This window comes from Chryseobacterium sp. II3a (assembly GCF_057815135.1).
Genome location: NZ_JBYPZJ010000002.1, coordinates 387026 through 401211, shown reverse-complemented (window position 1 = coordinate 401211; position 14186 = coordinate 387026). Strand labels below are relative to the sequence as shown.

The following is a 14186-nucleotide window of genomic DNA, read 5'->3' as shown; positions in this document are numbered from 1 at the left end:
ACAAAACTTGACGTATTTAGAATAAAAAAATATTTATTCATCCTCTCTTGAATTAATTACTTAAAATAAAAAGTCTGTCCGTCTGATCAGTCTTTAGTTGTTTATATATTGACGATTGTAAGATAATCCTATCATTGTAAACCATCTTTCTCATGAGCGGGGATGATGTTGAGGTGTTATTGTACAGTTTCTATTTAAGTTTTGATAAGATTGAAAAAATGAGTGCTAAAATACAGATTGAGTGTATATTTGTAAAAGATGTTGTCTTCACATAGATCATGAGGATGATGGATAAAAATTAAAAAACACAATTTCAATGCACACCGTTTTACCCTTTTTATTAGCCATGATAGCCGCTATAGTATTATTAAATATGTGGGCTGTTAAATTAAAAATCGCTTATCCGATTTTGTTGGTTGTATTTGGACTTCTTGTAAGTTTTATACCCGGCTTGCCTGCTGTAAAGATCAATCCTGACCTTATCTTTTTTATATTCCTGCCACCACTACTATTTGAGGCTGCCTGGACTATTTCCTTTAAAGAGATGAAGAGATGGTGGCGTATTATTGGAAGTTTTGCTTTCTTAGTTGTATTTTTTACTGCGTTTTCAGTAGCTATTGCTGCCAATTATTTTATTCCGGGATTTACAATTGCTCTGGGATTCTTGTTGGGAGGCATTGTATCCCCGCCAGATGCTGTAAGTACAGGTGCTATTATGAAGTTTGTGAAAATTCCCAATACGACTGCAGCTGTTTTAGAAGGAGAAAGCCTGCTGAATGATGCTTCTTCGCTGATTATCTTCCGTTTTGCACTTATTGCAGTAGGAACCGGACAATTTGTATGGCAGGAGGCTTCATTGGATTTTTTATGGATGGTGATTGGAGGGGCAGGAATTGGTCTATTATTAGCCTGGATTTTTGTGCAGGCTCACAAACGGCTTCCTACAGATGCTTCTTCAGATATCGCATTGACGCTTATTGAGCCTTATCTGATGTATTGGGTGGCAGAACAAATTCATTGCTCCGGGGTTTTGGCGGTTGTGTGCGGAGGCCTGTATATGTCTGCTAAAAGAATGATCTTTTTAAACAGTACCAGCCGTATAAGAGGATATAGCGTATGGGAAAGCTTTGTATTTATTCTGAATGGTATTGTTTTCTTAATTATCGGACTGGAGCTTCCTGAGATTGTAGGCGGGCTGCGTTCTGAAGGAATAGCCTTAAAGACTGCCATTAATTATGGAGTATTAGTGACAGCTATTCTTATTATAGCTAGAATAATAAGCTCCTATGCAGCTATGATTGCCACAATTATTTTTCGTCCTTCTGTAACTCCCAGAGCATCTTCCTTGCGAAGACGGCTAATGTTGCCTATTTTACTTGGATGGACGGGAATGAGAGGCGTGGTATCCCTGGCGGCAGCACTTGCTATCCCTCTAACTCTTGAAAACGGGAACCCTTTCCCAAACAGGAATCTTATACTATTCATCACCTTTGTAGTAATACTGCTTACCCTTTTGGTACAGGGGCTTACATTGCCTTATTTTATAAAATATGGAAAAGTTTTTGAAGATTTTATAGATGAAGAAAAAGAGGAATTGGCCCGAAAGGAAATCAAACAAAAATTAAGACAACATGTTTATCATTTTCTTAAGAATAAACATGAAAGTGAACTTCATAGTGATGCGGGAATAGAAAGGTTACTGAGGCATTGGGAAGAAAAAAACAAAGCCAATGATGCTGACTGGATGAACGAAAAGTCCAAAGCTGTTTTTATCGAAATGCTTGAAAGCCAAAGACAGTTTCTTTCAGAACTTAATAAAGATGTTTCTGTGAATGAAGAAATTATCAGGCATCAGCTCTATCAGCTTGACCTGGAAGAAGAACGGCTGCGAATGATTTAATTTACCGTAAAGCATTCAAATAAATGATGTTTTTGAAAACAAAATTAAAATGCTAATGCGACAAAATGTGTCGTGTTATAAAATATTATTTATTTGTTTTTCAGTGTGTTAAATATGATGTTAATTCATGGTGAAAAAGTGATTTTATTCTTGAAAAGTAATAATTTTGTATAGATAATTCACGATCGTCATGTATGCGCTGGTAGATTGTAATAACTTTTTTGTTTCCTGTTATCAAAAGTTATTATTTATCGAAAGTAAGCATACGTATTGTTGCTAATTGTTTGATTTACAATTCTAATTATGATAACAATGTTTTGATAATTAGAACTAACTATGTATGTTTTGAAGAGATCACTAATAGGTCTTAAACACTGTATTAATATATTTAATGAAAATTTTACTTCTTAAATCTAATTATAGACCTCTGGATAAAGATCTTTCACAAGCGCATCCACATCGTACTCTTGTTTCGGGAAATTTTGATAAAGTTTCTCTAATTTAGAGTGGAAAGTCTTTTTTTTGTCTTGTTCTATTATCAGATCCCAAATTTTATACTTTTTGAAGGCTAATTCAATGTATTCCCAATACTGGCTGTAAAAATGAATAGCATTGTTTCCAAAAGTTATCCAGTTCGAAAGCTTGGATCCTATTATTTTATTGTGTTTAGCAGATTCTAAGATGAATAAAAAAGTATCTTTTTCATATGCCTTGTGTATAAGTTTCCTGCTTGCCACCCTATTCCATATCTTATAACTTTCAAATTCATTATTGTCCAAACGAGAACTGATAAACTCCAAATCTTTTTTTTGTAGGACATATCCTCTTTCGAAAAACAGTTTACAGATGTAATGCTTAGAAGGGATTTCTTCTTTTTTATATAATTCTAGGAATGGTATTTCATCGTCAGAATCCGAGTGATTGATATTGAATTCAATATTTTTATTTTTTAAGATAAAAAATAGAAAGGTATAGTTATATTCATCCGTTTCCCGGATCCATTTAATTATAGGAGACACTTTCTTGTTTTTCAGGTCTAAAGTCTTATTAAGTTCTTGAAGTTCCAGATAATTGAGTTTATCTATATTGTCATCAATTAGTCCATAGGAGGAAAATTTCTTAGATTTTTCGTCTTTGATCTGTTGGATGATTTTCTTGACCTTGGTTTTGCGCTTCTGCTCCTCTATGACTTGTAGGGCGTTCCATTCGTCATCTTCCTTCTTCTGTAACAAGCCGATAAGTTCGGTCTGTTTTCTTGCCTCATTTACTGGTAGATCATAATAAAAAGCCTGAACTTCCATTTGGTCGAAAGAGATCTGTTTAAGTTCTACGGATTTTTCTTTCCATTTGGTCTTTACTTTATAATCATCAATGTACACCTCTTTGTATTCACATTTTAATGCAAATGAATTAAGGGTCTCGTCAAGTTTGAAAAAATTGTGATACTTATTTAGATACTTGACATCTTGTTCAAATCTGTCCTGATTTTTTACATTAAAATTGTCCAGGATCCAAATCAGGTAGATGTTATTCTCTTTATAAAAGTTATGCCTTCTTAACATATACCACAAAGGCAATTTTGATAATTGAATTTCGAATACAATTTCTTTATCTAAGAATTTGCAGTACACATCAGGCTTTCTTTTTTTTTCATTCCTGAAAATGAATTTACTGTCTATCGCAATACTACTTTTGTCAACACCTTCTACACTTGAAAGTGAGTGTCCGATTCTGTTTTTAAGGTACTTATGCCGCTTTGATTCATTACTTTTTATAATTTGAATGTACTCGCTTTGCTGTTGCGGTGTTAATGAGTTATCAGATAATAAACAATATGAATGTTTCGGCAAATGTCTGAAGAAATGACGGTCATAAATACTTTTAGATATGGTCAGATCTTGTTCACATTCGACACAGACGGGAATGATCTTTTTCTCATTAATGAGTCTTCTAATCTCAGAATCAACTTTTCTGTTTTCTTCGAAAAGTATGTTGGCATCCAAAATATCTCCTGAGATTTTGTCACGTGCAATACTAATTAAACGTACACTTTTTTTCATCTCTATATTATTTTTACGGACATTGAAAAATCTTGGGAGTTTTTCTCATTATAATGTATGAATATATTTTATTTATTATTCTTCTGGTGACGCAAATTTTTAAATTTAAGATTTTTATAGCAGATCGATCAGATAGATAAGTTGGCTTACCGATGCTATGATTTCGCATAAAAAAGGGATAGAATGTTTTAATCCACATCTTTTACTTCAAGCTGTAACTTTAAAGGTATAAGGGGTTCGCTGTACCTTTTATTGACGACCCTGTCTCGAAGCTTTGCTTTACTATTGAAATTTCGGGAGATGTTTTTATAGATGTCCAAAAAATTATTCTCAGTCGCATTTTTCTGATGATAAAAGACTTTAATTGAAGCACAGTTGTCGTGTTCGAAGATTGTGTTTAACAACGTTCGGTCAGAATTACCGCAAGAATGTCCCAAAATGATAACTTGGAATAACCCGTCATTGATCATGGTCAGGATCTTTTTGTAATTATCTGTTTTTGCGTAATTGATAGATTTTATATGATCTAAATACCTGTTATCATTAAGTTTTTCTATTTCTTTGTAATGATCATCAAGCTCATCTCCATATCCGAAGATGATGGGATTTTCCTCACTGTTTAGTTCACCGTGAATATGATACACGTTTGTCTCAGTAGCAGTATAATGTGATTCTGTAGATGTATAGTTGAAATTTATAAATTCTGTGTACGGCTTTTTCGAAGTAAATAATTGTGGAAAATGTCTAAGAATATAAGACGTAAAATGTTCTTTTGAACGTGAGTGGATGTTCTCACGACTAAAATCTTTAACGATTTGTTGATCGATGCTTCTTAAATATTGTCCCCTTTTCATTGTACCGTCATATTCTTCGATATGTGGTCTCAATAGGCTCCAGTGATCGTCAATTATTTTGCGGATCACTTGTTCAGATAAATCCTGGAAGACTATAGGACGATCAATGATGTCAGCGATCCGGTCTCGTATTTTTGTGTTGATTTTAAATTTATTCTGCACATCGCTAAGATATTTTTCAAGTAATCTGGTAATAGCTGCAAATTCTTTATTCAAAACATCAATAACATTGGCTGTATCTCTTCGGTTAGATCTTGACAGGTCTTTTAGATTATTATAAAAATCTGATTCTATGTCCACCCAGCCGTCATAATGCAGCCCTTTTGATAAATGTAGGAAGAAATTATTTTTAGTAATGAAATTTCGTTTATATTCCGAAGAAAATGCTTGTAGTTCAGGGAATGTTCTTATGATATCGCTGCCCTGCGTATTGTGTTTGGAATTTAGAGAAAATTCATTACAGTCAAAGAGAGATTGGTCATACCTTTCATATTCCTCGCATTTGTCCTTCCAATATTTATTGATAAAATTTTTGTAGCTGGTTGGCATTCCGTGTGCTAGGTCAAAGCCATTTCCTATAAGGACTATTCTATTTATCATGGTCACATTTATCGATTTTTAATTTTGTAAAAATTACGAAAATTTTTGCAAAATTGTTTGTGAGAATCTTCACTCACTCCTTTATCGTAAATTTTTTCGACTGATTGTATTCAATAGGGATTTTATGTTTGTTCGTAGAGAAGAGCCTTGACATTTCACAGGAACTATAACCAAAGGACCAATATTAAGATGAATTCTCCTTCGCATTAATTGCTGACTGAATAAAACCCTGAAGGCATTCTCCAGATTCGTAGGCGGTAAATTGATCACTTGGTTCTGGCAAGCAAGATTTAGCGTGTTTGAATTTGACCGAGTATTGGTAAGTCTTTACACTATCTGATTTAGATGAACGTCATTGTAATATTGAATTATCGTAATAAATTTTCCATTTCTCACAGTATTGTGGATCTGAGATTTCATAGTCCAGATAGAAATTAAACATGCGGTTAAATTGCAGCAATTCAGAAAAAGATGCTTTTTCATATCCTGAATTTTCTAAGTAGAACCCTAGCGATTGATGGTATGGATAAGCAAATGATAGTTTCTTATAGTAATGGATCAATTTTTCAGGATCTATTAATGTTCGGGCATTTTTAAATGATTTCAATATATTTTTGGATCCTCCGGAATAAGATGGACGTATAGTGACATCTATTAAAGTCTTTTCAATATCTGAAACTCTCAGATTATCTTTGGTAATGTTCATATGATCTGAGTTTTGTCCTTTTAGAAAGTTAATAGTGAACTCGTCGAACTTTTTGAAATTAGTTGTCATTCTTTGTGGTTTACTGAATGCCTGATCAATTGCGGATTGTGTTAGACTGCCAGAAGGTGTAGATGTTAAGATTTTTTCTTCTGACATATATATTATCTGCTGTGGTGAATTATCAAGACCGTGAATATGCAATGCAGATTGGTGACTGAAATAATAGTACCTTGCATAAGCGAGAGCGATTTCATAATTATTTGCTCTTAATTTTTTAGGTAAGTATATATCTTGGTGTGAAATATAGAAATGTTCCAGAAGGTATTCCCGGATTTCTTTCTTGTACTTTTTTAGCTTGCGAAAACTTGCTAGATCGTTGATAAGACTTTCGAATTCTCTTTTATTGATAGGTTTGATAATAATACTTGCCAAATAGGCGTCAATCATATTTGAAAATATCATAATAAGGGAGTATTACTTTAATTGTATACAATTAAAGTAATACGAAGATACAATATTTTTCCTACAATAGCAATAGTTCAAAATAAAAAATTTGTCATGTTTTCTGCTTAGTTTATAATTTTTTTGGATCTGTAAGAGTGCGATAGGCTTTGGCTAGTTTACTCTAGTTGTATTACCACGAATTTATGGAGTAAAGGTGTTTTTTGGATTACACATTACACTTATGATAAATAGTAAGCAAGTTGTTTACCGCTAAGCTTGGCGTTGTTATATAAAAAAGCTAGTAGCTATGCTACATAATAAGATAATGGGGGTAAAGCAACGTAAAGCTAATAATGATACAACATAATAAGCTAATAATAATGCAACACAATAAGCTAATAATGATGCAACATAATAAGCTAATAATAATGCAACACAATAAGCTAATAATAGTACAACATAATAAGCTAATAATAATACAGCACAATAAGCTAATAATGGTGTAGCATAATAAGCTAATACTTATATTTGTAAAAAAGTTAATGTAATGGCTACACCTGCTGAAAAACTAGCCGCATCACTTGAAGTTCTGAAAGAACTACAAGATAAGGGTATTACGGCTATACGATCCTCTGATATTAACCGTACTCACCGAGAGAGGCTAACTAACGGTGGTTTTCTAAAAGAAGTTATGAAAGGATGGTACATCCCCGCAAGGCCGGACGAAACTGTAGGAGAAAGTACGGCTTGGTTTACATCCTACTGGGATTTTTGTGCGGCTTACTTGACCGAACGGTTTGGAAGTGATTGGAGTTTATCGCCGGAACAATCCCTTCATTTGCACGCCGGAAACCAAACGGTACCGACACAGCTCCTTGTCCGGGCGGTCAAAGCAAGAAATCAGGTTACTGAACTTGTACATGGAACATCCCTATTCGAAGTGAGGGCAAACTTGCCAGAAAAAAAAGATTTTCATATAGATAGTCATGGGTTAAGGATGTTCTCTTTACCATCTGCATTACTCAACAGCTTTGAAGATTTCTATGTCAGAAACCCCGTGGATGCAAGAACAGTACTGGCGACTTTTAGAGACGCATCAGGTATCCTGGAACTTTTACTTAACGGTGGGCACAGTGTTATTGCTGGTAGAATTAGTGGGGCTTTCCGAAATATTGGAAGAGATAGGATTGCCGATGATATTATAAAGGGAATGGGGGCCGCAGGTTATAATGTAAGAGAACTCGATCCTTTTACTGCTCCAAGCCCTATTGTTATTAATCATCGTGAATTGTCTCCCTATGTAAACAGGTTGAAGCTTATGTGGCAAAACATGAGAAATACGGTTATAGAGAATTTTCCGCCGGAGCCAGGATTACCAAAAGACAAAGAAGCTTATTTAAATCAAGTAAAAGATAATTATACAAAAGATGCTTACAATTCTTTGTCTATTGAGGGCTATCGTGTCAGTATCGAATTAATTGAACGTGTCCGTTCTGGACAATGGGAGCCTGACAATAATGAGGTTGACCGACAACAACGTGATGCTATGGCGGCTAGGGGATATTGGCAGGCTTACCAGCAAGTACAGCAAAGCATTGAAAAGATATTAAATGGAGCTAATGGTGGGGAGATAGCAGATTATGACCATCAGGAATGGTACCGTGAAATGTTTGCACCAAGCGTAGCAGCCGGTATTTTGAAAGCTTCTGATCTGGCAGGATATAGAAATCAGCCCGTTTTTATAAGGCGCTCCCAGCATGTCCCGCCCAGTGCCGAAGCAGTTCGTGATTTAATGCCCACATTTTTTGAACTGCTTGTCACCGAGGAACATGCGGGTGTAAGAGCTGTCCTAGGTCATTTCATTTTTGTCTATATACATCCTTATATTGACGGGAATGGGAGAATCGGACGTTTTCTTATGAACACTATGTTAGCATCGGGCGGATATTCCTGGATTGTTGTTCCGGTTGAAAGAAGGCTCGAATATATGGCTGCCTTAGAAGCTGCAAGTACACAACAAGATATAAAGTTGTTTTCACAATTTATAGCAAGTCTGATATAAAACGTTTGATAAACAAACGTAAAATATACCATATTAGTTATTAAAAATATATCTTAATTAGGCAATTCTACAGCATCTGTTTCGATTAGAATTGTAATAGTTTATCTTACATTTGGTACTTAAGATGATCCCTGCATTCAATGTAGGAGGTTAATTTTAATTAACTAAAAAAATATGTGAAATAAAGAGCTGGATTGCTACTCTGGGCAACAATTTCTGCCAATCATTTACACGCATCTTTAAGTATCTTCTCTACTTCTTGAGATTTTTCTGAAATATCAATGACTTTTGATTAAAGCATCATTGGACTTGATTATAAATAATAGTAACCATAAAATAGAATCTACTTCTTAATATTTTTTTGTAAATTTATTGAAACAATAAAAATGCTTACTCAGTTCGGATTAGATTATGGCTTAAAACCCGATTTTGCTATCCTTTCGGATACTTCTTTCCAGCAAAATTTTAGTAAAGCCAAATGTATTGGTCTAGCTTATATTCATTGTCCAGATAAAAATGGAAATAGAATACCATGTGAGTTAGTTTTTTTGGTAGAGGATGAAGATTATGCAGATAAATTCCTTGACTCATTAATTGCCTGGAAAGAAAAATCAGGGGATAGTAAAGCTGTCGATTTAGAATTTATAGAATATTTAAATGGAGACTATCTACTATCTATTTCTCCAAACGTTCCTATTTTGATTGAACGTATTATACCCGAACATTTGCGAGAACATGTAAATCCTAGTGTTATTTTCGTTGCATAAGGTAAGGGTGGAATGAGGATAAGTGAAAATTATAAAGACTTTAGAGATAATTATGTCGAAGGTAGAAATATAGCAATTCGATATTTTATTGTTGACAAGAATAATAACATCTCGAAAAGAAGCGAAAAATATTTTTTGAAGACCGAATTTAAATTTTATAAGGAAGGCCAACTAGGAGAAACTTCTTTATTAAATCCGCTTATAAATACAAATATTAAAAGATCTCGTCCACCAAAAATTGCTAAGGATAATGAGGAATTTATTAAGCGTCGCAGTAATAAACTTAGATATTTTTTTCCAGTAACATTTCAGAAATTAAATACGGAAGGATGGCTTGAGGGGAATATTAAAAGTGTGAGTACAAAGTATTCATTGGATCAAATTACACAGGCTGTGTGCAATTTGATTTTATTTGAAAGACTGAAACAATCTACTGTGCCTATAATAAATACTGTTGAGAATGGATATGATCTCAAAATCATTGAATATTTGTCGGAAAATTACGAATCGTACAACAGCTATTTTCCAGAAACGGAACACTTTACAAAACAAAAAGTTGAGAGACAAATCCGTCTTGATGAAAAATACTTTAAAAAAAGAAACTTATAATGAACACAATATTTGATTCAATCGTTGATTTTTTAATCACCGAAAAAGCTGGAATTGCTAGTAAAGTATTAGCGAGTGCTACCTATGATGTGCTTAAAACCAATTTGCCTTTTAACTTATTAAAACAAAAGATTGGTAACATGTTTAAAAAAGAAAGAGATGCAGACACGTTTATAAAAGAATTGTGTGAAAAACCTGCAACTGATAGTTATCAGAAAGATGTTGCTAACGTATATTTAGAAACAACGGGTATTGTAGCTCCAGATAATCTTGTTGCTCTACTGGAAGAATGGATTAAGGAAAACAGACAATCGATTGAAAACATAAATAATATTCAAATTTCTAATTCAAGTGGATTTAACATCGGCGTTCAAAATGCAAAAAAGGATATAATCAATATTCAGGGAGATTACTATTCTAAGAATGAAACAAATGAAAATTGATCAGCAGGATGCAGACATTATCATAAATGTTGGGGGGAGCTTCCACAATCAAGGACAGATCAATGCTAATGAAGTGTATCTAAATGTTAATGGTGAAGAACTTCATAATATTGTTCATCAAGACCAAAATACATTAAAGGCACAATTTAGCATCAATTATCTTGAAAATCTAAAGAAAAATTTTGAACAAAAAATAATTATTGACCGGAGTATATACACCGAAGTAGAACAGATCTTTGAAAATAATTCTGAGCTAAGCATAATTGGTCCCCCAGGTGCTGGTAAAAGCTGCTTGCTATTTGAACTGTCAAAAAAATATCAGGAGGCTATTTATATTAATATAAAAAATAAATCCATAAAAACAGTCGTCCTACATTTAATCAACAAGATTCGGATGAAGAATGGTCAAGAGTTGATTAATGCTATTGATGTTGATTCAAGTCTGGAGATTTTGCAAGACCTGCTTGTCAGTAGTAAAATGATCTTTTTTATTGACGAATGTGAAGAAGCTTTCGAGACATTAGATCGAATTTTACTTTTGAACAAGTTTGAAAATAGATTTTTGTATGCATCTCAAAGTATACAAGAATTTTTGTCTTGCAATATTGAGACTTTTCAGTTAAATAAATTTAGCTTAGAGGAAGCCAAACAATTTCTATCCGACCAGAAGATCATTCTAGAGTTTACAAAATTTAATGAATTATATGAAGCTTCCCACGGAAATCCTCTTTATTTATTTTATTATAGCCACTTTACTATTGACCCTTTTCCCAGGGATCTATTAAAATATCATCAAGCAATATGGGGAAGGCTATCCAGTAAAGATAAAGAATGTTTGATCTTTATAGCTTTGTCCTATTTGCCTATTTCTATTCTTACTGTAAATTCCTTGGTGAAATTTGATAGTATCCAGGAAGCCACGGATTATATAAATAAATTGCGTCTCATATCAATTTCGCAGGAGACTGGTCTTTCTATATTCCATCCATCATTCAAAGAATTTATTTTAAATGAATTAAAAAAAAGTTCAACTCTTAAAACTTACCAGATTAGACTCGGGGAGTTCTTTATAGAGGAGAATGAATTTGTTCAAGCAACATATTTACTGGTTGATCATAAACCGTTATCATTAGAAAATTTTGGATTTGAAGTACTTCCTGATCTGGTCAACCGTGGCGATTTCGAATTAGCAAATCGTTTGATTGAAATCCTACTTAATAAAAAGAGATCTCGTTATATCACTGGATATCTTAAATATAACATGTATGGGAATCTACGAATATTAAACAAAATAGAAGAGGCAAACAAAGCTCTGGATGAGGCGCTTAAGCTACTTAAATCTGTTAAAGATCGAAGGTTTTATCTTATGGCCTTAATGAACAAAGCTGTGGACCACGTTGAGAAAGGAGAGAAGCAATTGGGACTCGAAATGGTTGACCTAATCATGGAAGATAATCTTTGTTCAGATGGATTGTTTAAAGCTCAGTTGTTGGTTACTTTATCTAAAATATACATCGATTTACATCAGTACAGGAAGTCTGCTGTTGCTGCTAAAACGGCCTATGATCTATTTGCCGAGCAGAAACATTACTATGGGCTTATTTCAAGTCTTGGAAATTTAGCCGCAGCGCTTGGTAGTCTTGATAAGGATGGCCCGGCAAAACTTTACTCTTTGAAGCTTCTTGATCAACCACTAGATGATGTTAATTACGCCATAAAACTTGTTGCATTAAACTCCCTGACTTCATTAAGCAGGAAGAGCAAGGATTATGTAAATGCAAAAAAATATGGACATGAAGCTGTTTATTTATGCCAACATCATAAACTTGAATCTAAAGCAGTACTTAATCTGGTAAACTATGGAAATGTCATTAGGGATTTTGGTGAAACCCACGAAGCAATACTGATTTACGAAGAGGCACTTACGCTAAGTTTGAAATTAGATTTATTTAAAGAGCAATCAAGAATATATTGGATTTTATCAAATATTTACGAGGGATTGGGTGACAAGATCAAAAGCTTAGAATTCATCAATAATTCCATAAAAATTGCAGAAAAAATAAACTATGAGTACGGTATTGCACATGCTTATGAAGAAAAGGCTGCTTTACTTCTGGAAAGGAAGGAGGTCGAAAATGCTGGGAAAGATTATGAGAAAGCATTCAATGTTTTTTTGTCTATGGATGATATGCAACATGAAACTAGGCATTGTTTGACGAAAGCGCTAATTTGTTATGCTGAATCTAAAAACCAGATTCTTTTTTTATCACTTGTTAATCTTTCACTTGATAGTTTTGAGGACAAAACATTTATTGATATTAGTGGATTAATTGACCATGATCTTAATAATTTCGATATCTGCAAATATATTTATGATTTAACAGAAAGATCTATCAAATCTCAAAGATCGAGAAACCTAATAACTTCGTACATCAATTATTTGAAATTTTGTAAAGAAAATCCTAAAAAGTTCAAAGGCAATTTTTTAAAACTGTTGGTTTTAATGGTTGAAAATATTAATTCAAATGATCTTATAAAATCAAATCTTGCTATTCTGATTGAACAATCTGGAGAGTTATTAAATTTTGATGATGTCACAGATCTTATTAATATCTTAAATCAAAAATTAGAAGGTTTTTTTGCACGTCAAACTAGGGATGAAATTATTTTTATTGTCAGACTGGATGAGAATTATAAGTTTGAATTTATATGTTTTAAGAATGAACTAGTTAATTTAAAATTGATCATAAATTTCATTCTTTTTATCTTTTCTATGTCTGAATGTTTGATTTTAAAAAAAGAAAGGAAAGAAGACGTTTGTAAAATTAACTTCATCAAGTATAGTAGTTTTATTTCACTTGCCAAGTTAAAAAATTCTATTTCTTTTGAAGATGATTTTCAGACTGTTTCTTTAGAACGAGTAGATTTTTCAATACCAATTTATATTATTGTTAACGACCAGTATGAATCTTTTGCGAACCTTGCAGAAGATATGAACAATAAATGTAATATGGCTTTTATCCGTTCACTACTCAACAGTATTATAGATCATTTTTATCATTTGAATAGTAAAAATAGTAACAAATACCTGACACAGATAATACCGAGAATAGCATATTTATATGATTATACATCAGTGGTAGCACATATCGATCTAAAATCTGATTTTCAGGTTGATCTAACAATTCTTGATGTTGCATTAAAAGAATTTCAAAATGGAAGAAATTAATAAACTTTTTACAGAAGCGATGGTCGTTTTTTTTCGTACGCCACAACATAAAAATGATCTACCTTCTATTGGCGTCGGATTTTCAAATACAGATAAGCCAGCAAGAGCAAAGAAACTTTTAAAATTAATTAGCCCAAAATTTATTCTTCGAATAATTCGCGATCAAGTTCGTATTAAGCTGATTGGATTAAATGATGAAGAGATAGTATTTGAAGCAGAACTAAATTATAATGAAGAAGAGTTTAATGTATTCAAAGACGTGGTTTTAAATGGTTCCAAAGGAACATTGGTTTTAGGTACTTTTATAAATTGTGAATTTTACATTGTCAATCAAAAGGATTGTGCTGAAACTTTTAATTTAGAAAAGATTGAATTAATTGGGTAGCTGTTCTAAAATTGAAACAAAAAAATTTAATTAAGATAACTTTTTTAATGAACAACAGTAAGAATTAATGGCATTTAAAAGTGGGAACTAATTTCAACATATTAACAAATTTTTAGCCTTTCTCCTT

Annotated in this window: 10 protein-coding genes; 7 read left to right on the top strand and 3 right to left on the bottom strand. The window is 32.9% G+C overall.

The window, feature by feature from the left end:
• Positions 1–316 precede the first annotated feature (316 nt).
• Positions 317–1900: a Na+/H+ antiporter gene (locus tag AC3HD6_RS06605; RefSeq protein WP_488895628.1), complete on the top strand. Its 1584-nt coding sequence runs from the start codon at positions 317–319 to the stop codon at positions 1898–1900.
• Between the two features lie 413 nt (positions 1901–2313).
• Here AC3HD6_RS06605 and AC3HD6_RS06600 read toward each other — a convergent pair whose 3' ends face one another.
• The 3 genes from AC3HD6_RS06600 to AC3HD6_RS06590 form a co-directional block, all read right to left on the bottom strand.
• Positions 2314–3960, bottom strand: coding sequence for a DUF6035 family protein (locus tag AC3HD6_RS06600; protein WP_488895627.1), 1647 nt, complete (start codon positions 3958–3960; stop codon positions 2314–2316).
• Between the two features lie 188 nt (positions 3961–4148).
• On the bottom strand, positions 4149–5414 hold the full coding sequence (locus tag AC3HD6_RS06595) for an AbiH family protein (protein WP_488895626.1): 1266 nt from the start codon (positions 5412–5414) through the stop codon (positions 4149–4151).
• Between the two features lie 352 nt (positions 5415–5766).
• On the bottom strand, positions 5767–6567 hold the full coding sequence (locus AC3HD6_RS06590) for a type IV toxin-antitoxin system AbiEi family antitoxin domain-containing protein (protein ID WP_488895625.1): 801 nt from the start codon (positions 6565–6567) through the stop codon (positions 5767–5769).
• A 544-nt stretch (positions 6568–7111) separates the two neighbouring features.
• On the opposite strand from AC3HD6_RS06590, the gene AC3HD6_RS06585 reads away from it, so the two are divergent.
• From AC3HD6_RS06585 to AC3HD6_RS06560, 6 genes are all read left to right on the top strand, one after another.
• Complete coding sequence (locus AC3HD6_RS06585) at positions 7112–8626, top strand: Fic family protein (RefSeq protein WP_488895624.1); 1515 nt, start codon at positions 7112–7114, stop codon at positions 8624–8626.
• A 386-nt stretch (positions 8627–9012) separates the two neighbouring features.
• The gene (locus tag AC3HD6_RS06580; RefSeq protein WP_488895623.1) at positions 9013–9393 is read left to right on the top strand and encodes a hypothetical protein; all 381 of its coding nucleotides are present in this window, start codon (positions 9013–9015) and stop codon (positions 9391–9393) included.
• A gap of 135 nt (positions 9394–9528) precedes the next feature.
• Positions 9529–10002 carry a hypothetical protein gene (locus tag AC3HD6_RS06575; RefSeq protein ID WP_488895622.1) on the top strand — a complete coding sequence of 158 codons (474 nt, stop codon included), beginning with the start codon at positions 9529–9531 and terminating at the stop codon, positions 10000–10002.
• Positions 10002–10445: a hypothetical protein gene (locus AC3HD6_RS06570; RefSeq protein ID WP_488895621.1), complete on the top strand. Its 444-nt coding sequence runs from the start codon at positions 10002–10004 to the stop codon at positions 10443–10445. The genes AC3HD6_RS06575 and AC3HD6_RS06570 overlap by 1 nt, the downstream gene beginning before the upstream one ends.
• Positions 10435–13674: a tetratricopeptide repeat protein gene (locus tag AC3HD6_RS06565; RefSeq protein ID WP_488895620.1), complete on the top strand. Its 3240-nt coding sequence runs from the start codon at positions 10435–10437 to the stop codon at positions 13672–13674. Before AC3HD6_RS06570 ends, AC3HD6_RS06565 begins: the two co-directional genes overlap by 11 nt.
• Positions 13661–14059, top strand: coding sequence for a hypothetical protein (locus AC3HD6_RS06560; RefSeq protein ID WP_488895619.1), 399 nt, complete (start codon positions 13661–13663; stop codon positions 14057–14059). Before AC3HD6_RS06565 ends, AC3HD6_RS06560 begins: the two co-directional genes overlap by 14 nt.
• Positions 14060–14186: the final 127 nt, after the last annotated feature.